Raw genomic sequence first — 21,085 nt, 5'->3', positions numbered from 1 at the left:
GCCGGCATACCAATAATTGAACTCACAGAGCTGCTTCGATAATGGAAAGGCCTTCTTTGAGCTGTTCATCCGTCACGACAAGCGGCGTCAGAAATCTGATAATATTGCCGTTAATCCCCGCCGTCAGCAGCAGCAGTCCGTTCTCATTCGCCGTTTTAGCGATCGCCGCGGCTTTTGCTTTGTCCGGTTCCCGCGTGTCCGGATCTTTGACAATTTCGATGGCCGCCATCGCGCCGAGTCTGCGCGCTTCTCCGATGCAGGCATGCTCTTTTTTCCACTCGAGCGCTTGATGCTCAATGATGCGGCCGATCTCTTCAGAACGCTGATTAAGTCCTTCTTCTTCAATAATATCCAGGACGGCAAGCGCAGCCGCACAGCCGAGCGGGCTTCCCGCATATGTGCCACCGAGTTCCCCCGGCGCGGCGGCATCAAGCATTTCCGCCCGGCCGATGACGCCGCTCAGCGGCAATCCGGCTGCAAGTGATTTGGACACGGTGATCAAATCAGGGACGGCCCCGAAATGCTCGATTGCAAAATACGTTCCCGTTCTCGCAAAACCGGTCTGAATCTCATCCGCTACAAAAACGATGCCATGTTTTTTACAAAAAGCGGCGACGTGCTGCACGAAACGTTTTGAAGGAATGATGAAACCGCCTTCTCCCTGAACCGGTTCCATTACGACACAAGCGACCGTTTCCGGCGCAACTGCAGCGATAAAGAAATCATCAAAAGCGCTGATGATAAAGTCGTCATACTGCTCGTCAGTCATGCCGGCCGGCTTTTGATAATAGTAAGGAAACGGCGCCTGATACACTTCCGGGGCAAACGGGCCGAATCCGTATTTATAAGGTTTCACCTTGCTTGTCATGCTCATCGTCATGTTCGTACGGCCGTGAAACCCTCTTGTAAATGACACGACAGCCTGGCGCTTCGTATATTTTCTGGCGATTTTCACGGCGTTTTCGACCGCTTCCGCTCCGGAGTTGAGAAAAATCGCTTTTTTCGCATGATCTCCCGGCGCAAGGGCGCAAAGTTTTTCGGCAAGCTCAATATAAGACGGATACATCATGACGTTAAATCCCGGGTGAATCAGTTCCTCCGCCTGTTTCTTCACCGCCTCCACCACTTTCGGATGGGAATGGCCGACATTCAGCGTTCCGATCGCGCCGGCAAAATCAATGAATCGTCTGCCGTCCAAATCGTATAAAAGCGCCCCTTCCCCTTTTACCGCCATGCTGCGGTTTCCGTTGCCGACCCCTTTGGAAACGAATTGATCCCGTTTTTGCTGCCACTGGGCAGTTGTCACTTCCGTTGATGCTGTTTGACTCATAGATTTCATCCCCCTGCATTGTTTTCTTATCATTCTGACTTCTTTTTGGTATGATGAAAAGTACCAAAATCAATTTATCTATGGTACCAGAAAGGGGGGATGGACTTTATGCTGACAATTTCCATTGATCATTCGGAAACGGCGGATTATATATACCAGCAGATCTATCAGCACATAAAAGCGGCCGTTTTGAAGTGCAGCCTGATGCCCCACACAAAGGTGCCGTCTAAACGGGAACTTGCCGAGACACTGAAGGTCAGCGTGAATTCAGTGAATTCGGCTTATCAGCAGCTGCTTTCGGAAGGTTATTTATATGCAGTCGAAAGAAAAGGTTTTTTCGTGGAGGAAATTGATACGGTTTATCATGAAGAAACGCCTTCGCTCTTATTGCCTGAAGATTTAAAAGAGCGGGAGACGGATAAAAGCGGCTGGATTTCATTTTCGCATATGAGCGTGGATACGGCGCATTTCCCCCTGAAAAGCTGGTTCCGCTGTGAGCATAAAGCAGCCGCCCGTTCATTTCATACACTCGGAGAACTCGTCCATCCGCAAGGCTTATACGAAGTCCGTGAAACGATTTCGAGGCTTATTTCCCTGACAAGGGGCGTTACATGCCGCCCGGAACAAATCGTGCTCGGGGCGGGCACGCAAATGCTGATGCAGCTGCTGACGGAACTGCTGCCAAAAGACGCGCTGTACGCGATGGAGAACCCGGGATATATGAGGATGTACCGGCTGCTGCAAAACCTCGGGAAAAAGACGGCCACGATCAGCCTCGATGAAAAAGGCATGTCCATGGCCGAAATCGAAAGGCGCCGGCCCAGTGTATTGATCACCACGCCGTCCCATCAATTTCCCTCAGGCGTAATCATGCCCGCTTCCCGGCGGATTCAGCTTTTAAACTGGGCCGCCGAACAGAACGGCCGCTTCATTATTGAGGATGACTATGACAGTGAATTTAAATATGACGCCGACACGATCCCTGCGCTTCAAAGCCTTGACCGGTTTCAAAATGTCATCTACATGGGGACCTTTTCAAAGTCCCTTTTCCCCGGCCTGCGCATCAGCTACATGGTTCTGCCGCCCGGGCTTTTGCGGACGTTTAAAGAGAGAACGTATGACCTTAATACGTGCAGCACGCTTGCTCAGCTGGCGCTTAAAGAATTTATCGATTCAGGTGAATATCAGAAACATATAAAAAAGATGAAGCAGCATTATAAGAACATGCGGGAGCGCCTTATTTCGGCTTTGGAAGAAACCTTCGGGGAAAGAATCAATGTAAAGGGCGCCAATGCCGGGCTTCATTTTGTCACGGAGTTTGACTGCGCCCGTTCAGAAAAAGAAATGTTGGCGCGGGCGGATGCAGAACAGCTTGATCTGTTTGCGATGAGCCGGTTCCGCCTGAAAACGGGAGGCGATTCAAATAAGCCGCAGCTCATTCTCGGCTTCGCCCGCCTGAAGGAGAGCGATATTCAGGAAGGCGTCGCAAGGCTTTACCGGACGGTTTTCGGCGCATAAAAAAACCCCCGGAATTCGGGGACTATTTACCAGCGGTCCGGCTCTGTCTGCAAAATCGCCTCCAGCAGGCCGGGAAACGCCGCTTGTAAATCATCTTTGCGCAGGGAATAATAACGGTGCTTCCCGTCTATGCGCACTTGGGCGATCCCCGCTTCCCGGAGCACTTTAAAGTGATGGGACAGCGTTGATTTGGCGACCCGGACATCCGCACATGTGCCGCACGTTTTTTCAGTTGTTTCCGCCAATTGTTTGACCAGCTCTAAGCGGAGCGGATCACTCAGAGCATGAAGAACCTTTGTCAGCTGTAAGCGGTCGGTTTCAGGATGATTTGGAATGTTCATGAGTCAAATGTAACACATAAAAGCGGCGGGTGACAATTTAGGCGGTGAGGGTTTTTTCTTTACCATTCCCTGCGAAACATGTTACAGTTAGTTCGATAATATTCGAACTATAACAAATAAACCCAATCAGGAGGAATAACAATGATCGTCTTACAGGCTTACATGAAAGTAAAAGCGGATAAACGCGAGGAATTTTTAGGAGAAGCGCAATCACTTGTTCAGCATTCACGCGCGGAAGAAGGAAATGTGCAATACGACCTTTTCGAAAAAGTCGGTGAGGAAAATACGTTCGTTATGCTTGAGCAATGGAAAGATGAAGAAGCGATGAAATCCCACAACGCAACTGACCATTTCCAAGGATTCGTGGCAAAAGCAAAAGAAGTGCTGAGTGCGCCGCTTGACGTCGTCCGCACAGAACTGTCAGAGTAACGAAAGGATGAATGACATGAACGAAGTCCTTCAAATATTAACAGACCACCGTTCCATCCGCAGCTACACAGATGAACCCGTATCGGATGAGCAGCTGGATCTTATCATCCAAGCAACTCAGGCAGCGCCGACTTCCATTAACGGCCAGCAATTTACCGTTATTGCGGTGAAAGATAAGGAGCGGAAGAAAAAAATATCCGAATTGGCCGGCGGCCAGCCGTGGATTGACCAAGCGCCTGTTTTCCTTTTATTCTGCGCTGATTTTAACCGCGCCAAAATTGCGCTTGAAGAATACAATGATACGCCGCTTGAGATCACGAACGGTTTAGAGTCCGTTCTTGTCGGCGCAGTAGACGTCGGGATTGCGCTCGGTACGGCAACAGCCGCGGCTGAATCAATGGGACTCGGCACTGTGCCGATCGGAGCCGTGCGCGGCAAGCCGGATGAACTCATTGAAATGCTGAAACTCCCGAAATACGTTTTCCCGGTTTCCGGTCTCGTCATCGGCCATCCGGCAGACCGCTCCGCGAAAAAACCGCGTCTGCCGCAAGCAGCCGTTCTGCATCATGAAACGTATCAAGAGGAAGATTTAAGAACACATATCGAAGCCTATGACAAGCAGATGTCCGAATACATGAAAAACCGCACAGGCGGACAGGAAACAAGAAACTGGTCACAAGGCATCACCTCTTACTATAAGCAGCTTTATTATCCGCACATTCGTGAAATGCTTGAAAAACAAGGGTTTAAAACGGATAAATAAGCGCATCAGCCTGCCGGAAACGCTCCGGCAGGTTTTTTCTTTTTCTCAAACAAAAGCGTTGACACTGCGCAAAAATTTTTGTTAATATTTTCATCATATACTCATTGGTTTTCTGTGAACCGATGGGTTTTCTATTGTGACGAAAGAAGGAATCTGGGCTTATGAATGATAAGAAAACGGATATTCTGCTGGCGGCAAGAAAGCTTTTTTCGGGGAGAAGCTTTTCGTCGGTATCGATGCAGGCGATTGCTGAGGAGTGCAAAGTCTCCAAAGCATCTTTATATAAGCTGTTTGAATCGAAGGAAGACCTGCTTCTGGAGCTGCTCGATTTTAACCAGAAACAGATGGTAGCGGCCGCTTCACTATTGAATGAAGAAACAAGCCTGTCTCCTGAGGAACGGTTTGCCAAAAAACTGATGGCTGAGCTTGAAGGCTTCAGGCGCAATCAGCAGTTTTTTAATATGCTGATGTACGGAAGCCCTTCCTCTATTAATGACCGGGTAAAACGGCATATTCACAGGGCCCGTTCCACTTTTATCTGCTGGCATCGCGATTCACTGATTCAGACGTACGGCGAAGACATCATTCCTTATGTATGGGAGCTGGTGATTGTCCTGCAGGGGCTCCTGAGAGAATGCATCACGCTGATTAAGCTGGAAAAAGAACCGCTCGACCTGGAACCTCTCACGGAGTTTATCATCCGCCATCTCAATCTCATCGTCGAACACAGGAAAACCGAAACCGCTTTGCCGCAGGAGATGATTGACCTTTATATCGCCTCCGCTTCCTCATTTGAGCCGAAAGACAAAACCGTATTGCTGGCTGAAAGCCTGAAGGAGCTGAAAGAAGCCGTCTCAGCCCTTCCTGAGGAGAAATATGATGCCGCGGGTCTCGCTTCCGCGGCGGCCATGCTGGAGAAAGAATCAGCGGACAAACAGCCGCGGGATTTTCTCATAAAAGCGCTCATCGGTTATTTGGAACAGGCCGGACCGCTGCACCAGCCGCTTGCAGCCGTTAAAACATTGCTCAAACTATAAAGAAAGAAGGAATCAGCTTGAATAAGAGTATTAAAACTGCACCATACAACCGCTCTGTCATTGTCGGGATTCTTTTGGCGGGAGCGTTCGTCGCCATTTTGAACCAGACGCTGCTTATTACGGCGCTGCCGCACATTATGAATGACTTCAATATAGACGCCAACAAAGCGCAATGGCTGACAACATCGTTTATGCTGACGAACGGGATTTTAATCCCGATTACAGCGTTTTTAATAGAGAAATTTACGAGCCGCACCCTCTTGATTACCGCCATGAGTATTTTCACTGCCGGAACCATTGTCGGTGCATTCGCTCCGAACTTTCCGGTACTGTTAACAGCCCGGATTATCCAGGCGGCCGGCGCCGGAATCATGCTGCCGCTCATGCAGACGGTATTTCTCACGATTTTTCCGATTGAAAAGCGCGGCCGCGCAATGGGTATGGTCGGCTTGGTGATCTCGTTCGCGCCGGCAATCGGCCCGACGCTTTCCGGATGGGCGGTCGAAGCATTCTCTTGGCGCTCTTTGTTTTATATCATCTTTCCGATCGCGGTCATCGATTTGCTTTTAGCGATTATTCTGATGAAAAACGTCACGACATTACGAGAAACACAGATTGATATTTTATCCGTGATCTTATCGACCCTCGGATTCGGCGGCCTGCTTTACGGCTTCTCAAGCGCCGGTTCATCAGGGTGGACCAGTACTGAAGTGCTGACCTCGCTGCTTGTCGGAGCGGTCGCGCTGATTTTCTTTATCGCAAGACAGATGAAGCTCAAAAAACCGATGCTGGAATTCCGCGTGTTTTCTTTCGGGATTTTCAGCCTGACCACCCTGCTCGGCACGCTTGTTTTCGCGCTGCTGATCGGAACGGAAACCATTCTCCCGCTCTACACGCAGAAGGTCCGGGGCGTATCCGCGTTTGATACCGGATTAATGCTTTTGCCGGGCGCGGTTGTGATGGGGATGATGTCTCCGTTTATCGGCCGGATTTTTGACAAAATCGGCGGAAAGGGCCTTGCGATGACCGGATTCTTTATCATCCTGCTCACGTCCCTGCCGTTTATGAATCTGACGGACTCGACTTCTCTCATTTGGATTGTCGTCGTTTATACCGCGCGGCTTTTGGGAACAGCCATGATTATGATGCCGGTGACGACAGCGGGAATCAACGCCCTGCCGCGCCACTTAATTCCGCACGGCACAGCCATGAACAATACCGTCCGCCAAATCGGCGGTTCTATCGGTACGGCGCTGCTTGTTTCCATTATGAGCAGCCAGGCCGCACACGCAAATACGTCAGCTCCGGCAAACGCCGCTCTGCACGGCATGAATGCGGCATTTGTCGTGGCCGCCTGCATCGCGCTGGCCGGCTTCCTGCTATCTTTCACTTTGAAGAAAAAACCGCGTCAGCCTGAGCGGCAGCAGGCCGTCACGCGTTAAACCAAAAAGAACCCGATCACGTATGTGACCGGGTTCTTTTTTTACTTCTCGATTCCGTCTTTTACTTCTTTCACCATTTGCGCCATGGATTCCAGGCCGCCTCCTGATAAATACCATGTAGCTGAGTCAAGGTAGACAACATGGTTGTTTTTCACGGCTTTCACCGATTTCACATAATCATTTTCAACCACTTGTTTTGTTGAAGATTTTGTGCCGATCGCTGTTCCGCGGTCAACGACAAACATGTAATCAGGGTTTGTTTTGGCGATATATTCATAGGAAATGCTTTGTCCGTGCAGTGAGGCTTCGATGTTTTTGTCAGCCGGTTTAACGCCGAACACATCATGAATGAAGCCGTATCTTGATTTAGATCCGAACGCGCTGATTTTGCCGTCGTTCGCCATCACCACTAAACCGTTTTTATCCGTGCTGCTTGTCTTTTTCTTCAGATCGGCAATGGACTTGTCAATTTTCGCAAGCTTATCTTTCACTTCATTTTCTTTGTTAAAGATTTTGCCGATCACTTCGGTGTTGTGTTTGAATCTGTCAACGTAGTTTGTATAGTCATCATCAAGATAAATCGTCGGCGCGATTTTTGAGAACTCTTTATAAGAATCAGATTGTCTGTGGGCGATAATGATTAAATCCGGATCAATATCTGCGACTTTTTCAAAATCCGGTTCTTTTAAACCGCCTGTATTGGCGTATTTATCACTATTGTATGAAGATAAGTATTTTGGAAGGTTTTGTTTCGGAAGTCCCGCCACATGGTCCTGTAAACCGAGTTCATCCATCGTGTCCAGCATTCCGAAGTTGAATACGACGACTTTTTTCGGGTTCTTCGGCACTTTGACTCCTTCTTTGTTCATGTCGTCCTTAATCGTGATCATTTCTTTTGATTTGCCGGATGTTTTGTCCCCGTTTCCGCATGCAGAAACAACAAAAATCGTAACTAGCGCAATGAATAGCAATGCGAATTTTTTCATGTCTCTCACCTCATCTGGTTTTTAAGAAAAATACACACCGATCCGCTGACTGTCAATCTCTTGAATCGGAATGGTCATATCATAAATGTCTTCAAGCACGGAAGTGTCAATAATCTCCTCCGCCGGCCCTTCTTTGACGATCCGGCCGTTTTTCAGAGCAACGATATGGTCTGAGTATACGGAAGCGAAGTTGATATCGTGAATCACTACGACGACCGTTTTTCCGAAGTCTTCCACAAGCCGCTTCAACAGCTTCATCATTTCAACGGAATGCTTCATATCTAAATTGTTCAGCGGCTCATCGAGAAAAATATAATCCGTATCCTGAGCGATAATCATCGCGATAAACGCCCTCTGGCACTGTCCTCCGCTGAGCTGATCGAGATATTTATCCTTTAAGTCGTCAAGCTTCATATAACTGAGAGCCTGGTTGATGTGCACCCAATCCTCATCCGTCAGTTTCCCCTGGGAATACGGAAATCGGCCGAAGCTGACCAAGTCTTTAATCGTCAGCCTGATATTGATTTGGTTCGTCTGTTTCAGGATGCTGATTTTTTTCGCCAGCTCATTGCTTTTGCAGGAACCGATCTCTTGCCCGTCAACCGTGATTTCTCCGGAATCCGTCTTAATCAGCCGGCTCATGATAGACAGCAGCGTGCTTTTTCCCGCGCCGTTCGGACCGATAAACGAGGTCAGCCTGCCCTTTTGAATGGAAAGAGACGTTTTCTCAAGGACGACTTTCCCGCCGTATTGTTTGCTTACATTTTTGACCTCTACCATGATTTATTCTCCTTTAACAGCAGATAGATAAAATAAATCCCGCCGGCAAAATTAATGATGACGCTCAGCGTCGTGGAAAACGTGAACACTTTTTCCACGACGAACTGGCCTCCGACAAGCGCAATGATGCTGATCAGAACAGACCCCGCGATTAAATACGTGTGCCTGAAGGTTTTTAAAAACTCTCTCGCCAGATTGACGACAAGCAGCCCTAAAAACATAATCGGCCCGACAAGAGCCGTAGAGACAGACACAAGAACAGCGACAACAATGAGCATCTGCTTCACAAGCTTATCGTAATCAATCCCAAGGTTGACGGCGTGTTCCCTGCCAAGCGACAGCACGTCAAAAAACCGTGTGAACCGCCAGACATAAATGCCTGTCAGAAGAAAGACGGCACCGGCAAATCCTAAAAGATCGGTGTTGATATTGTTAAAGCTGGCAAACATTTTGTCCTGAACAACCTGAAACTCATTCGGATCAATCAGCATCTGCATAAATGATGACAGACTGTTGAACAGCGTGCCGAACACGACGCCGACAAGCAGAAGGAAAAACACGTTCCGCCCCTCGCCTTTAAACATGAGTTGATACAATACGAGTGACAAGAGCACCATCAGCCCGACGGAGATGACGAAATTAAGGTTTTTGTTCATCATGACGATATTCATTGAACCGAACAGGAACACGATGACGGTCTGAATGAGCATATACAGGGAATCGAGGCCTAGAATGCCCGGTGTCAGTATGCGGTTATTTGTAATCGTCTGGAAGATGACCGTTGAAAATGCGATCGCTCCCCCGGTGAGCATCATGGCGAGCACTTTGAAGCACCGTCTCGGCAGGGAGTATTCCCAGTTGCCCAGTCCGTAGAACAAAAAGAATCCGATACATATCATGGCGAGCGCCGCCAGCAGCGTAATTTTTTGATTATGACTCATATGCTTTTCTCCTTAGCAGCATATACAGGAAGATGCCGCTGCCGATAACACCGACCATCAGGCCGATGGAAATTTCGTAAGGGAAGATGATCACCCTTCCCAAAATGTCGCAAAACAGCACAAAAACAGCGCCCAAGAGAGCTGTGTGGGGCAGGCTGCTCCTCAGGTTGTCCCCTTTGTAGATCGACACGATATTGGGAATGATCAAACCGAGAAACGGCAGCATCCCGACGGTCAGAATCACAAGTGACGCGATGAGCGACACGATAATCAGACCGATATTGACGACGCGTTTGTATTTCATGCCGAGATTGACGGAAAAGCTCTCTCCCATTCCCGCCACCGTAAATTTATCCGCATAGACATAAGCGATGATCACCAGCGGGATACTCAGATATAAAAGCTCGTACCGGCCTTTGACGACCAATGAGAAATCCCCCTGCAGCCAGGACGACAGGTTTTGGATCAGATCGTATTTATACGCGATAAACGTGGCGACTGAACTGACGATATTCCCAAGCATTAAACCGACGAGAGGAATAAAAATCGCATCATTGAACTTGATTCTCTCGAGGATTTTCATGAACAGGAAATTTCCCGCCAATGCGAAAATAAAAGCGATAGACATTTTCACAAGCGGACTCGCTGACGTAAAAAGCATTAATGAAATCAAAATCCCGAGCCTTGCCCAGTCCATCGTTCCCGCAGTCGTCGGCGATACAAATTTATTTCGGCTGATCTGCTGCATGATTAATCCGCAGATGCTCAGGCTCATGCCGGCAATGATAATGCTCACCAAACGCGGCAGCCGGCTGTCAAATAATGTACTTGCCTGTTCTTTATTTAAATGAAAAATATCCAGCGGCGACAAGTCTTCTACACCGATAAAAATAGAAGTACACGCCAATACCGCCAGTAGCAAAAGTAAGTAACGTAGCTTCATGCTGCCTCCCCGCACCCATCACAAACGGTATGACTCATTGCCAAACAACTCCCATATATCCCCACTCGTAATGATTATCATTATCAACGACAATTATAATCTTATCATCTTTCCAAGCGCAGTCAATACAGTTTTGCTTTTCAAAGCGGTCATCCGCGGGCCGTACACTAAATTCTTTTACAATCAGTCTATCAAGAATTTTCAGGATTTACTATAACCTTCATTTGGCTGCTTATCATTTTTTGCACAGGATGACACACTTTAAGGAAGCAAATCTGACAAACAGCGACGAAATTCCTCCCGGAGAATACAAATGTTCTTACCAAGTAGAAAAAACCCTTGATTTACCTCTTTGAAAGAGAGATAATAAAATTTAAATTTGTGAGAAAATTTAAATATTAGGGGATGTAAATCATGAAAGTTGTAAAATTCGGAGGCAGCTCCCTTGCGTCAGGAGCCCAGCTTGAGAAAGTGTTTCAAATCGTGACGGCCGATCCCGCGCGGAAAGCCGTCGTTGTATCGGCGCCGGGAAAACGCTTCTCGGACGATACAAAGGTGACGGATCTGTTAATCCGGTGTGCGGAGCATTATTTGCAAAAAGGAGCGGCGCCTGAGCTTGCCGAAGCGGTCATTGAGCGGTACGCCGCCATCGCGCGCGAGCTGGATCTCGATCCCTCTATTATAGAAAGAATCCGCCGTGACTTATTCGCTCTCTTAAACAGCAGCAAAGCCAATCCCGATCAGTATATGGATGCGGTGAAAGCGAGCGGCGAGGACAATAACGCGAAGCTGATTGCGGCCTACTTCCGCAGGCGGGGCGTGAAAGCCGAATACGTAAGCCCGAAAGAAGCGGGGCTGTTTGTGACGAATGAACCCGGCAGCGCACAGGTGCTCCCTGAGTCTTATGATCATTTGTACCGTCTGAGAAACCGTGAAGGCTTGATCATTTTTCCTGGTTTTTTCGGCTATACGAAGGAGCATGAGATTGTGACGTTTTCCCGGAGCGGTTCAGATATTACCGGCTCCATTCTCGCCAACGGCTTAAAGGCCGACCTGTACGAAAACTTTACCGATGTGGACGCCGTCTATTCCGTCAACCCGTCGATCGTGCAGCACCCGAAAGAAATTAACGAACTGACGTATCGGGAAATGCGTGAACTCTCCTATGCCGGGTTTTCCGTTTTTCATGATGAAGCGCTGATTCCCGCTTTTCGGGCCGGCATCCCCGTTCAGATTAAAAACACGAATAATCCTGATGCGAAAGGAACGCGCGTCGTCAGCAGCCGTGACAATACGAACGGGCCTGTCATCGGCATCGCAAGCGACACGGGCTTTTGCAGCATCTACATAAGCAAATATTTAATGAACCGGGAAATCGGTTTCGGCCGCAAAGCCCTTCACATTTTGGAGGAAGAAGGATTGACGTATGAGCACGTTCCATCTGGGATTGACGATATCACAATCATCCTTCGGCACAATCAGATGGACTTAGAGCTGGAACAGAAGCTCGTCACCCGTCTGAAGCAGGAACTTCAAGCAGATGAAGTCACCGTCAGGCACAATCTGGCGCTGATTATGGTAGTGGGCGAAGCGATGCGCCAAAATGTCGGCACAACCGCCAGGGCATCCAAAGCACTGTCGGGAGCCGGCGTCAACATCGAGATGATCAATCAGGGATCATCGGAAGTCAGCATGATGTTCGGGGTGAAAGAAGAACAGGAAAAACACGCGGTGCGGGCACTGTATGACGAATTTTTCGCCGGGGTCTTACTCTCATAGGGCACAGCCTCTTTTTTTCTCTTGTCCACTACTATCCCTTACAAAACAGCTTCTGAAACATATTGTATGGTATAGACAATATGGAGGTGAAGCATAATGGGATACTCAGGAGAAGGAATTAGCTCTTTCGCTTTGATCGTTGTTTTATTTATCCTGTTAGTAATTGTAGGTACTGCCTTTGTTGGCGGTTTCTAAGCATCACTCCGTCTATATGAGGACGCTGCGGGTTTTGACCTGCGGCGTTTTCTTTTTTTCTTTGAGCCGCTTCCGTACGCAAAAAAAGACTGCCGAGAACATTCTCTGGCAGTCTTTTCTTTTGTTCAGGTTATTTTCTTCTCACGTCATTCCTCTTTCAGTTACATGGAAGTCAGCCTGATCTGTCTGGCCTGCACCTGCAACTGTAAAAATCGCGGCGGCTGCTAAACAAATAACAAACCATTTAGATTTCAATTTCATACAAACCCTCACTCCTTTGTATTTGTTTTCTTGCCTCTTCGACTTTCAGAAAATAGTCAGAAGAAATTTTAAAGCAATTTTGTTCATAGTAATATTTAGCTGCTTCTAGTGCTAAATCCTCTATATCGGCGTACAAATTTTTATTCTCCAGGTAACGGAAACATGCGCTGATTTTTTCCTCATCCGGTTTCGCCTGATACAGAGCCTGCAGCCATTCGAATTTTACCGTGTAAACGGGATCGTCTGTTTCTTTAGCATATTCATATCCCCGCTTGTGATATTCCGACGCTTTATCTTTTTTTCCGAGTTTAAAGTAAATGAGTGTGATTAGAAAATATGCTTGAGGAAGAGAATTGACGATTCTTTGTGATTCAAATGTATCAACCGCCCGTTCAAAGTACGGAATCGCTTCGTCGGTGCGGTCCTGATTGTAGTAGCACAGTCCGAGGTTATACAGCGCCCTCCCGACAAGCTGCGCTTTTTGTTCTTTTTCAGCCATTTGCAGAGCGTGCTGAAAATGTTTGGCCGCCTGTTCAAAACGTCTTTCATCCATTAAATTGACGCCGAACACAAAATGGCATTGAATGATCCGGACGTTGTATGTGTCCTGCTCTACGTAAATTTCATAAGCATTCTTTATATGTATCAAAGAAAAATACGTTTGTTTCATATGATAATAAGCTTCGGCCACCTTAAAATAAAACTCTGCCCGCTCCACGTGGTCCGATACGAAGGCCAGTTTTTTCTCAGCCTGTTTATAATACGTAATCGCTGATATAAATTCTCTTTTATCAAATTCAAACATGCCTTTGAAAAAGTTGACGTAATAATCGAGAAGCCCTTTGAGCCCGGCCTGGCTGTTATCAATGTTATCAAGAATTTCCGACAGGGTCGGCTGGTCTTCTATCTTCAGTTTTTCCAGCGGCTCCAAGTAGTCCAGCATCAGCTGATGGCGAAATTCCATGAGGGAATAATAAAGCACCAAGTTCGAATCAGGCTCCATATGGTCAAGCTCCTGTTTGATCTCGGCCTTCAAGATCTCCGCATCCGGCACGCTGAATGTTCTTATGTATCGATACCACTCGTTAATCTTCTGCCCGACTGCTGAAGAAGGAATTAACCCGCTCTTCATTCCTTCACCCTCCCCATCCAAGACCTGTTTACCAGTTATTTTATCACGTTTCCGTGTCTTTCCATCCCGAAAAACACGCAAACTTTGTTTCGGCAGAGCGCAATTTTGCGCAGTGAAGATGAAACAGCCGGCAGCCAAACAGGACTGCCGGTTTTAACATGATTCATGTTTCGTATTCAGCGGAAGGCGGATTGTAAAGGTTGTGCCTTTTTCCTTTTCGCTTTCAATGTCTATCGTGCCTTTGTGCATTTCGACGAGCTGCCTGACGATGGACAGGCCGAGTCCGTATTCGCCGTATGCCGTATTCGTTCGGGACACATCCGCCTTATAAAAACGCTCCCATATGTGCTCGATTTCTTCTTTCGAAATACCGATTCCGGTGTCTTCAATTTCAATAACCGTTTCCTTATAGCCTTCATACCCGCGCAGCGTAATGTCTCCGTTTTGCGTAAATTGAATGCTGTTTTTCGTAATGTTGACGAGAATCTGGATCAGCCTGTCATAATCGGCGAACACTTTGACGCCGTCCCCTGCTTCAATCCGGAGCCGGTTTTGTTTTTCCTCGGCCTGCTGATTGAGATGCTCTTTAATAATCTCAAACACCTCGATGAGCGGCAGACTCAGCTTGTCCAGCTTGATCTGCTGGGATCTGATTTTTTCATAATCCAGGTTTTCTTTCACGAGCCTGAGCATCCGCTTCGTTTCTTCGCTGATCAGCGAGAAGCATTTCTCTTTATCTTTTTCCGGGATGGTGTTGCTGTTAAGGCCCTCCACCAGCCCGTTAATGGTCGTCAGAGGCGTTCTCAGCTCATGGGAAACATCGGCGATAAATTGGCGCCTCCGCTTTTCAAGGCGGTCAATCTGCTCTCTCGATTGCTTCAGATTTTTAGCCATCGTATTGAAATCGGACGCCAGCATGCCGATTTCATCGCCGCCGCTGTTCTTGAGCGAAATATCGTAATCACCGGAAGCCACTTTTCCCGTCGCATCCCGCAATGTCTGAATCCGCTTGACGTGAAACTTAGATAAAAGCCAGCTTAACAAAATCGTGATGATAAGGGTGCTGATAATCGCGTAAATCATATAGCGGTTGACCTGGCTGATCATCTGCTCGACCCCTTTGACGGGAGACACGAGCAGCACCGCGCCTTTAAATTGACCGTTGATAAAAAGCGGTTTTGCGACGAGCGATACTTCTAAGCCTTCCGTATTAAAACGATTCACCTCCGCTCTGATCTGAACGGTTTTCCCTTGCTTCAGCATGTGCCACTCTTTACTTTTCAGCTTCTCGCGCGGCGGCATATCGTCAGGAAAAAAGTAAGGCCGCTGATGTTCATCAAAAATAATAAACCTTGTCTCGCGCGTTTTTAACATGTCCTGATACGGATACAGGCGGCGCAGATCAAGATCGCGTCCGTTCAGCTCACTTGTGATCTGCTGGGCGTAAGAAGACAGCTCATCCACTTTATTTTGATACGCAAAATCTTTTACAAAATGCGAAAACAGGGAAATGATGATGAAAAAGGCCAAAATCAAAATGCTGACATGGCTCAGCAGCAGCTGATATAAGTATTTAATCCTCATCAAATTTATATCCTACCCCCCACACCGTGTATAAAAACGTTTTTTCGTCACTGGACAGTTTTTTGCGCAGCCGTTTAATATGAACATCAACCGTACGTTCATCGCCGTAAAATTGATAGCCCCACACCTGCTCAAGCAGCTGCTCTCTTGAAAAAACCTGGCGCGGGTTCTGCGCGAGATAAAAGAGCAGATCAAATTCCTTCGGCGTCAGATTCTCGACAGGTTTTCCGTGCAGAAACACTTCCCGCGTCTTCTTATTGATTGAAAAACACGCTGTTTCGATCAAGTCATCGCTTTTTACGGCCTGCCCCGTCGCCCGGTATCTTCTGATCACCGCTTTAATTCGCGCTACAAGCGTCAGCGGGCTGAACGGCTTGGTGACATAGTCGTCAGCCCCCATCTCAAACCCGATCACCTGATCAGACTCCGTGTCCTTTGCGGTCAGCATAATAATCGGCACACTGCTCGTCTCTCTTATTTTTCGGCAGATCGTCACTCCATCCATAGACGGAAGCATAATGTCCAAGATGACCAAATCCCACTCCTCTTCTGTGAACCGCTGATAGCCCTCCACTCCGTCATGGACAAATTCGGCTTCAAATCCTTCTTTAAAAAAGAACATTTCCGTCATGGTGCATACGCTTATATTGTCTTCTATCATTAATATCTTCATTGGTTCCTCCGCTTATCTTGACGCTTTTACTTATAATAGCACCATTTTACCCGGATATTTTCGCGTTTCACAATTGTTAGTTTTTATTTCATCACCCGGAAATAGTTTGTTCATATTTTTTTCATACATTTCTCCTACTATATACATATCGGATAACCGGTTCTAAAGAAGGGTGTTTTCACAATATATGACACCCACATGGAGGAACAGACATGAACTTTATTAAAAGAGCCTTTTGGAGCATGAAGGCAAAAAAGGGAAAAACGTTTATGCAGCTGGTTGTGTTTTCAGTGATTTGCATTTTTGTCCTGTCCGGTCTTACGATCCAGTCAGCGGCAAAGAAATCAAGCGAACTGGCAAGGCAGCAGCTCGGCGGGAGTGTCACACTCCAGGCTGACCGCCAAAAGCAAATGACGCAGCAGCAAAAAGACGGTGAAAAGAGGACGTTTGAATCAACGCCAATTTCCGTTTCGGATGCTAAGAAGCTTACATCCTTACAGCATGTTAAAAATTACAACTTCCTCACGACAGCGTCAGCAAACGCAGAAAGCTTTGACGCGATAAAAAGCTCAGGCGACTCAGCCGATAACAGTTTCGGCGGAAGGCGTTTTCAAGGCGGCGGAAGACAGATGATTTCAGCGGACATTTCGGTCGAAGGCGTGCTCTCTACGGTGTTGCTTGATGATTTCACAGGCGGGAGCTCAAAAATCACTGACGGCCGCGCCATCACAAAAGCAGATGCGGACGTAAAAGTCGCCGTGATTAATGAAACGCTGGCAGATCAAAACAAGCTGAAGGTCGGCGGCTCCATTACGGTTTCCTCAGCAACGGATGATTCTGTGAAAACGAAGCTTAAAATTGTGGGAATCTATAAAACAACATCATCAGGAGACGATCAGGCAGAGCATTTTTCATCCTTAAATCCTGACAATAAAATCTATACGCCTTACACCGCCGCGGCGGCGTTAAAAGGGTCTGATAACAAAAACAAAATCAGCTCAGCCGTTTATTATATGGATGATGCAAAATATATTGATTCATTCGTTGCGGCTGCGAAAAAAACATCTATAGATGATAAAACCTACACGCTGACGACAAATGATCAGGTGTATCAGCAAATGGTCGGCCCGATTGAAAATGTCGCGTCATTTTCTAAAAACGTGGTGTACCTTGTATCCATCGCGGGCGCGGTCATTCTCGGGTTGATCGTGATGATGTCGATCAGGGAACGCAAGTATGAAATGGGTGTCTTGATGGCGATCGGCGAAAAGCGCCGGAAGCTCATCGGACAATTCTTAACGGAAATTCTGATTGTCGCGGTTATCGCCATCGGGATCGCATCCGTCACGGGCAGCCTTGTGGCGAATCAGCTGGGAAATCAGCTTCTTTCCCAGCAGGTCAGCTCAGCCGATAATTCACAGCAGCAAACAAGCGGCTGGGGCAGCGGGGAAATGCCGCGGGGAGGCGGCATGTTCGGTCAGCATTCATCCGGTGCAGATGTCATCAGTACAATGCAGGTAAACGTTTCGCTGAATGACCTTCTGATTCTCGGCGGGATCGGCGTCGCAATTACCGTCATCGCCACATTACTGCCGTCTGTATCAGTCATGCGGCTTCACCCTAAAACGATCCTGACCAAGCAGGAATAAGAGGAGGCAGCATAATGAGCCTATTAACCTTTCAACAGACTGGCTACTGGTACCAAGATAAATCACAGCCGCTGTTTCAGGATATAACGATCAGCTTTGAAAAAGGGAAGTTTTATACAATTGCCGGCGCCTCCGGAACGGGAAAAACCACGTTTCTGTCTCTGGCGGGCGGCCTTGACACACCTAAAAAGGGAAACATCCTTTATAACGGCGAAGACATCTCCAAAATCGGATTAACCAAATTCAGAAATCAATATGTCTCTATCGTCTTTCAATCTTATAATCTGATTCCGTATATGACGGCGCTCCAGAACGTCACAACGGCGATGGAGATTACCGGATCTAAGGAGAAAAACAAAGATGCGTTCGCGCTCAGCATGCTGGATAAAGTCGGCATCACCGAACAGCAGGCCCGTCAGCGGGTGCTGACATTAAGCGGCGGACAGCAGCAGCGCGTTTCAATTGCGCGGGCTTTCTGCTGTGACACGGATTTGATTTGCGCGGACGAGCCGACGGGAAACCTCGACGAAGATACGTCAAAGGAAATCGTCCGGCTCTTTCAGGATCTGGCGCATAAAGGCGGCAAATGCGTCATCATGGTTACGCACGACGAACAAATTGCCAAAGTGTCTGATATCAACATCCGCTTATCAAGAGGAAGTTTCACAGTAAAAGAAAACGGCCCGGCCGTTTCCTGATACCGCGCCCCTGCCAGCGCAGACAGGGGCGCACCCTATATCCCCCTATTCAATAGAAGTGAACGTAAAAAAAGCGAGGGCTGCATCCCCTCGCTTTTTTATTTATATCAGCTGTAAATAGCGTTCAATATTTGATTGACCGGCTGCTTTGATCAATTCTTCCGCCTTTTCCTCTTCCCCCGGCAAAGCGAGCCGGAGTTTGTCTTCAATGTCTTTTTCAGAAAGACCGTTTCCCGGTGCTCCCTTCGGACAGTCGATACGTGTTTCATAGACATGATTGCCGGAAGCCGTGACCCGTACAATTGTAAAACGGCCCTTCGGAACGGCGTTGTCAGCCGGCAGAATTTGATCATCATAGCTTCGGTGAATTCTCGCAAACCCCTTTTGAAGGGATTCGGGAATCGGCTCGGAGGTGAAGTGTTTTGCTGAAAAATCTTTACCGTGCAGAGCCAGGGCAATCACATATTCCACACTGAAGCGCCCCGCTTCGCCTGTTTTCGGGCGCCGTTCTGTCAATGCGGCATCCCCGCCCGGCGGATAAATAACGTCGGTCCGTTCCATTTGGCCGAAAGTGAGGCCGTGCTCAGCCTTCAGCTTGAGAATGGCGTCCGCCGCGTGATGGGCCGCCGAACAAAACGGATAAACCTTAAACCAAAGCCCCGGGCTCACAATCCGCCAAGGTTTTCCCCATCCGTTTAAAAGCACGGTTTCTGCCCGTTCAAGATCGCCGTACACCCCGAAGAAGCCTTTCTCCCCGTCAAGCGCATGATCCGACCCGCCAAAACCGGCCTTCGCAAGCTTTACGGCGAACAACCCGGCTTGAGCGGCCAGTCCGGCATGAAGCGGCTTCATTTCTGTCCCGAACTGCACCCGCATGCCTCCGGAACGGGCGGCCGCAAATCCGATCGCTTTTTGCAATTCGTTTTGATTGAGATTCTCCGCGAAACCGACGGCGCAGGCCGCCGCAATCGCGCCTAACGTTCCCGTATTGTGCCAGCCTTTCTCGTAATGGTGTCTTCCCGCTGACTGACCGAGCCGCGCCATCACTTCGATGCCTGTCACGTAAGCACCGAGAAAACGGGTTTTGTCTATATGGCCGGATGATGCCGCTGCGATCAGAGCCGGAAGGATGACCGCGCTCGGATGTCCTCTTACATCAGAATGAACATCGTCAAAATCAAGCGCATGGGCGATGAATCCGTTAATCAGCGCGGATTGGGACGGCGTTGCTTTTTGATTTCTGCCGATAAGCGGAGCTGTCGGCGCCCCGCCTTCTTCTTCGGCCAGTTTAATCAGCTTCTCAATGCCTTTATCCCGTCTCCCCGCAAAGGCTGCCGCTGTAAAATCAAGCAGGCCTTTGCGCGCTTCTTTCATCGCTTCGGCGGATGTTTCCGGTACAGACGACATGACGGCCTGAGCAAGCCCGGCCGTCAGATGTTCCGTATTCATTCCGTCTGCTCCAATACATTGACGGCCAGCCGGGCGAAAAAATCAGCCGCTTGTGGGAGCGCTTTTTCGTCGAGTGTGAAGGCCGGATGGTGCCATTCTTCCGTGCCGTTTGTTCCCATCCAGACGAAGAAGCCGGGGATTTTTTCTTGATATAACGCGAAGTCTTCCCCGCCGGGAGACTGTTCTGCCCGAACCGTTTGAAGCCCGAGATCTTCAGCCGTCTGTTCCGCCGCCTGGATGAAACGGGCGTCGTTTACCACTGACGGAAGATAAGGATACCAGCGGAATTCGGCTTCTGCTCCGAATCCGGCCGCGATTCCTTCGGCAACCCGCTTCATATGTTCCGGAACAGCCTCACGCGCTTCTTTTTGAAACGTCCGGACGGTGCCTTCCATTTCAACATGGTCCGGGATGACATTCCAAGAGCTGCCGCCTTGAACTCTTGTGATGCTGACGACGGCATTGTGAAGCGAGCTGATGTTTCTGCTGACAACCGATTGCAGGCCGCCGATGATCTGCCCTGCCGCCTGAATCGGGTCAATGCTGTTATCAGGGATTCCGGCGTGGCCGCCTTTTCCTTTAACAGTGATTTCAAAGCGGTCCACACTCGCCATCAGCGGGCCTTCTTTCAGGCCGACCGTGCCGACGGGGAGGTCGGGTTTGTTATGCATGCCGAATATTGCCGATACACCGTCAAGCGCGCCGGCTTCAATGACCTGTCTCGCTCCGGCGGCGATTTCTTCCGCGGGCTGAAAAATAAACCGCACCGTTCCTTTCAGCTCGTGCTTTCTCTCATTTAATAAGAAAGCCGTGCCGAGAATAGATGCCGTATGGAAATCATGGCCGCATGCATGCATGACGCCGCTGTTTCGCGAAGCAAACGGAAGGTTTGTTTTCTCTTCGATCGGCAATGCGTCAATGTCCGCTCTGACGGCGATGACGGGGCCGGTTTTGTCTCCTTTGATTTCGGCGATCACTCCGGTTTGAAGTTTCGGAACATCAAGAACCGTGATACCCTCTTCCTCCAGCCAACGGCGGATTTTATTCGTCGTTTCGTATTCCTCGCCTGACAGCTCAGGGTGTTCATGAAGGTCGCGGCGGATATTGATTAAACGTTTGTTTAATGATTCATACGTTTCTCTTGCCATTTCTTCT

Annotated in this window: 21 protein-coding genes; 9 read left to right on the top strand and 12 right to left on the bottom strand. The window is 48.5% G+C overall.

Going from position 1 to position 21,085, the window contains the following annotated elements; all coding sequences use genetic code 11:
* Positions 1–22 precede the first annotated feature (22 nt).
* Positions 23–1,330, bottom strand: coding sequence for a 4-aminobutyrate--2-oxoglutarate transaminase (gene gabT, locus ICW23_RS15550; RefSeq protein WP_188154752.1), 1,308 nt, complete (start codon positions 1,328–1,330; stop codon positions 23–25).
* Between the two features lie 108 nt (positions 1,331–1,438).
* Between gabT and gabR the strand changes: the two genes are divergently transcribed.
* Positions 1,439–2,848: a MocR-like transcriptional regulator GabR gene (gene gabR / locus ICW23_RS15545; protein WP_188154751.1), complete on the top strand. Its 1,410-nt coding sequence runs from the start codon at positions 1,439–1,441 to the stop codon at positions 2,846–2,848.
* A 26-nt stretch (positions 2,849–2,874) separates the two neighbouring features.
* Here the strand turns inward: gabR and ICW23_RS15540 are convergent, their stop codons facing one another.
* Entirely contained in the window at positions 2,875–3,189 is a 315-nt protein-coding gene (locus ICW23_RS15540) for an ArsR/SmtB family transcription factor (protein WP_003156322.1), read from the bottom strand.
* Between the two features lie 141 nt (positions 3,190–3,330).
* Here ICW23_RS15540 and ICW23_RS15535 point away from each other — a divergent pair, with 141 nt between their 5' ends.
* The 4 genes from ICW23_RS15535 to ICW23_RS15520 all read left to right on the top strand — a co-directional run bounded on the left by ICW23_RS15535 (position 3,331) and on the right by ICW23_RS15520 (position 6,860).
* Positions 3,331–3,618 (top strand): putative quinol monooxygenase, encoded by a 288-nt coding sequence (locus tag ICW23_RS15535; RefSeq protein ID WP_012116809.1) that lies wholly within the window; start codon positions 3,331–3,333, stop codon positions 3,616–3,618.
* Positions 3,619–3,634: 16 nt separating this feature from the next.
* On the top strand, positions 3,635–4,381 hold the full coding sequence (locus ICW23_RS15530; protein WP_188154750.1) for an NADPH-dependent oxidoreductase: 747 nt from the start codon (positions 3,635–3,637) through the stop codon (positions 4,379–4,381).
* 161 nt (positions 4,382–4,542) lie between these two features.
* Entirely contained in the window at positions 4,543–5,418 is an 876-nt protein-coding gene (locus ICW23_RS15525; RefSeq protein ID WP_188154749.1) for a TetR/AcrR family transcriptional regulator, read from the top strand.
* A 17-nt stretch (positions 5,419–5,435) separates the two neighbouring features.
* Positions 5,436–6,860: an MDR family MFS transporter gene (locus ICW23_RS15520; protein WP_188154748.1), complete on the top strand. Its 1,425-nt coding sequence runs from the start codon at positions 5,436–5,438 to the stop codon at positions 6,858–6,860.
* A gap of 41 nt (positions 6,861–6,901) precedes the next feature.
* Here the strand turns inward: ICW23_RS15520 and ICW23_RS15515 are convergent, their stop codons facing one another.
* Genes ICW23_RS15515 through ICW23_RS15500 form a run of 4 tightly spaced genes read right to left on the bottom strand, consistent with a single transcriptional unit; the run spans position 6,902 to position 10,510 of the window.
* Positions 6,902–7,846 carry a siderophore ABC transporter substrate-binding protein gene (locus ICW23_RS15515; RefSeq protein WP_016937255.1) on the bottom strand — a complete coding sequence of 315 codons (945 nt, stop codon included), beginning with the start codon at positions 7,844–7,846 and terminating at the stop codon, positions 6,902–6,904.
* Between the two features lie 21 nt (positions 7,847–7,867).
* On the bottom strand, positions 7,868–8,626 hold the full coding sequence (locus tag ICW23_RS15510) for an iron ABC transporter ATP-binding protein (RefSeq protein ID WP_016937256.1): 759 nt from the start codon (positions 8,624–8,626) through the stop codon (positions 7,868–7,870).
* The gene (locus ICW23_RS15505) at positions 8,620–9,567 is read right to left on the bottom strand and encodes an iron chelate uptake ABC transporter family permease subunit (RefSeq protein WP_064778210.1); all 948 of its coding nucleotides are present in this window, start codon (positions 9,565–9,567) and stop codon (positions 8,620–8,622) included. Before ICW23_RS15505 ends, ICW23_RS15510 begins: the two co-directional genes overlap by 7 nt.
* Positions 9,557–10,510, bottom strand: coding sequence for an ABC transporter permease (locus tag ICW23_RS15500; protein WP_045926248.1), 954 nt, complete (start codon positions 10,508–10,510; stop codon positions 9,557–9,559). The genes ICW23_RS15505 and ICW23_RS15500 overlap by 11 nt, the downstream gene beginning before the upstream one ends.
* A 414-nt stretch (positions 10,511–10,924) precedes the next feature.
* Here ICW23_RS15500 and ICW23_RS15495 point away from each other — a divergent pair, with 414 nt between their 5' ends.
* Together ICW23_RS15495 and ICW23_RS15490 are read left to right on the top strand one after the other, a co-directional pair.
* On the top strand, positions 10,925–12,289 hold the full coding sequence (locus ICW23_RS15495; RefSeq protein ID WP_016937259.1) for an aspartate kinase: 1,365 nt from the start codon (positions 10,925–10,927) through the stop codon (positions 12,287–12,289).
* Between the two features lie 96 nt (positions 12,290–12,385).
* Entirely contained in the window at positions 12,386–12,484 is a 99-nt protein-coding gene (locus tag ICW23_RS15490) for a YjcZ family sporulation protein (RefSeq protein ID WP_016937260.1), read from the top strand.
* A 141-nt stretch (positions 12,485–12,625) separates the two neighbouring features.
* Here the strand turns inward: ICW23_RS15490 and phrC are convergent, their stop codons facing one another.
* The 4 genes from phrC to yclJ form a co-directional block, all read right to left on the bottom strand.
* Positions 12,626–12,745 (bottom strand): phosphatase RapC inhibitor PhrC, encoded by a 120-nt coding sequence (phrC, locus tag ICW23_RS15485; RefSeq protein WP_016937261.1) that lies wholly within the window; start codon positions 12,743–12,745, stop codon positions 12,626–12,628.
* Positions 12,729–13,877 (bottom strand): response regulator aspartate phosphatase, encoded by a 1,149-nt coding sequence (locus ICW23_RS15480; protein ID WP_016937262.1) that lies wholly within the window; start codon positions 13,875–13,877, stop codon positions 12,729–12,731. The genes phrC and ICW23_RS15480 overlap by 17 nt, the downstream gene beginning before the upstream one ends.
* A 153-nt stretch (positions 13,878–14,030) precedes the next feature.
* Positions 14,031–15,464, bottom strand: coding sequence for a two-component system sensor histidine kinase YclK (gene yclK, locus ICW23_RS15475; RefSeq protein WP_162183917.1), 1,434 nt, complete (start codon positions 15,462–15,464; stop codon positions 14,031–14,033).
* Entirely contained in the window at positions 15,451–16,134 is a 684-nt protein-coding gene (yclJ, locus tag ICW23_RS15470) for a two-component system response regulator YclJ (RefSeq protein ID WP_016937264.1), read from the bottom strand. Before yclJ ends, yclK begins: the two co-directional genes overlap by 14 nt.
* 212 nt (positions 16,135–16,346) lie before the next feature.
* Between yclJ and ICW23_RS15465 the strand changes: the two genes are divergently transcribed.
* The gene (locus ICW23_RS15465; RefSeq protein WP_188154747.1) at positions 16,347–17,783 is read left to right on the top strand and encodes an ABC transporter permease; all 1,437 of its coding nucleotides are present in this window, start codon (positions 16,347–16,349) and stop codon (positions 17,781–17,783) included.
* 14 nt (positions 17,784–17,797) lie between these two features.
* Positions 17,798–18,481: an ABC transporter ATP-binding protein gene (locus ICW23_RS15460; protein ID WP_188154746.1), complete on the top strand. Its 684-nt coding sequence runs from the start codon at positions 17,798–17,800 to the stop codon at positions 18,479–18,481.
* A gap of 102 nt (positions 18,482–18,583) precedes the next feature.
* Here the strand turns inward: ICW23_RS15460 and ICW23_RS15455 are convergent, their stop codons facing one another.
* Positions 18,584–19,930 (bottom strand): MmgE/PrpD family protein, encoded by a 1,347-nt coding sequence (locus tag ICW23_RS15455; RefSeq protein WP_188154745.1) that lies wholly within the window; start codon positions 19,928–19,930, stop codon positions 18,584–18,586.
* Positions 19,927–21,078, bottom strand: a complete 1,152-nt coding sequence (locus tag ICW23_RS15450) for a M20 peptidase aminoacylase family protein (RefSeq protein ID WP_188154744.1) — start codon at positions 21,076–21,078, stop codon at positions 19,927–19,929. The genes ICW23_RS15455 and ICW23_RS15450 overlap by 4 nt, the downstream gene beginning before the upstream one ends.
* Positions 21,079–21,085: the final 7 nt, after the last annotated feature.

It is taken from the genome of Bacillus sp. 1021 (assembly GCF_014534735.1).
Lineage (GTDB): Bacteria > Bacillota > Bacilli > Bacillales > Bacillaceae > Bacillus > Bacillus siamensis.
This window is presented reverse-complemented; position numbering and strand designations above follow the sequence as displayed.

Excerpts from the sequence above, each read along its gene's own strand:
- ICW23_RS15515 (WP_016937255.1), bottom strand. The coding sequence starts at position 7,846 with ATGAAAAAATTCGCATTGCTATTCATTGCGCTAGTTACGATTTTTGTT.
- ICW23_RS15500 (WP_045926248.1), bottom strand. The coding sequence starts at position 10,510 with ATGAAGCTACGTTACTTACTTTTGCTACTGGCGGTATTGGCGTGTACT.
- yclJ (WP_016937264.1), bottom strand. The coding sequence starts at position 16,134 with ATGAAGATATTAATGATAGAAGACAATATAAGCGTATGCACCATGACG.
- ICW23_RS15510 (WP_016937256.1), bottom strand. The coding sequence starts at position 8,626 with ATGGTAGAGGTCAAAAATGTAAGCAAACAATACGGCGGGAAAGTCGTC.
- ICW23_RS15530 (WP_188154750.1), top strand. The coding sequence starts at position 3,635 with ATGAACGAAGTCCTTCAAATATTAACAGACCACCGTTCCATCCGCAGC.
- ICW23_RS15505 (WP_064778210.1), bottom strand. The coding sequence starts at position 9,567 with ATGAGTCATAATCAAAAAATTACGCTGCTGGCGGCGCTCGCCATGATA.
- ICW23_RS15450 (WP_188154744.1), bottom strand. The coding sequence starts at position 21,078 with ATGGCAAGAGAAACGTATGAATCATTAAACAAACGTTTAATCAATATC.
- ICW23_RS15540 (WP_003156322.1), bottom strand. The coding sequence starts at position 3,189 with ATGAACATTCCAAATCATCCTGAAACCGACCGCTTACAGCTGACAAAG.
- ICW23_RS15460 (WP_188154746.1), top strand. The coding sequence starts at position 17,798 with ATGAGCCTATTAACCTTTCAACAGACTGGCTACTGGTACCAAGATAAA.
- ICW23_RS15455 (WP_188154745.1), bottom strand. The coding sequence starts at position 19,930 with ATGAATACGGAACATCTGACGGCCGGGCTTGCTCAGGCCGTCATGTCG.
- gabR (WP_188154751.1), top strand. The coding sequence starts at position 1,439 with ATGCTGACAATTTCCATTGATCATTCGGAAACGGCGGATTATATATAC.
- ICW23_RS15480 (WP_016937262.1), bottom strand. The coding sequence starts at position 13,877 with ATGAAGAGCGGGTTAATTCCTTCTTCAGCAGTCGGGCAGAAGATTAAC.
- ICW23_RS15525 (WP_188154749.1), top strand. The coding sequence starts at position 4,543 with ATGAATGATAAGAAAACGGATATTCTGCTGGCGGCAAGAAAGCTTTTT.
- ICW23_RS15465 (WP_188154747.1), top strand. The coding sequence starts at position 16,347 with ATGAACTTTATTAAAAGAGCCTTTTGGAGCATGAAGGCAAAAAAGGGA.
- gabT (WP_188154752.1), bottom strand. The coding sequence starts at position 1,330 with ATGAGTCAAACAGCATCAACGGAAGTGACAACTGCCCAGTGGCAGCAA.
- phrC (WP_016937261.1), bottom strand. The coding sequence starts at position 12,745 with ATGAAATTGAAATCTAAATGGTTTGTTATTTGTTTAGCAGCCGCCGCG.
- ICW23_RS15495 (WP_016937259.1), top strand. The coding sequence starts at position 10,925 with ATGAAAGTTGTAAAATTCGGAGGCAGCTCCCTTGCGTCAGGAGCCCAG.
- ICW23_RS15535 (WP_012116809.1), top strand. The coding sequence starts at position 3,331 with ATGATCGTCTTACAGGCTTACATGAAAGTAAAAGCGGATAAACGCGAG.
- ICW23_RS15490 (WP_016937260.1), top strand. The coding sequence starts at position 12,386 with ATGGGATACTCAGGAGAAGGAATTAGCTCTTTCGCTTTGATCGTTGTT.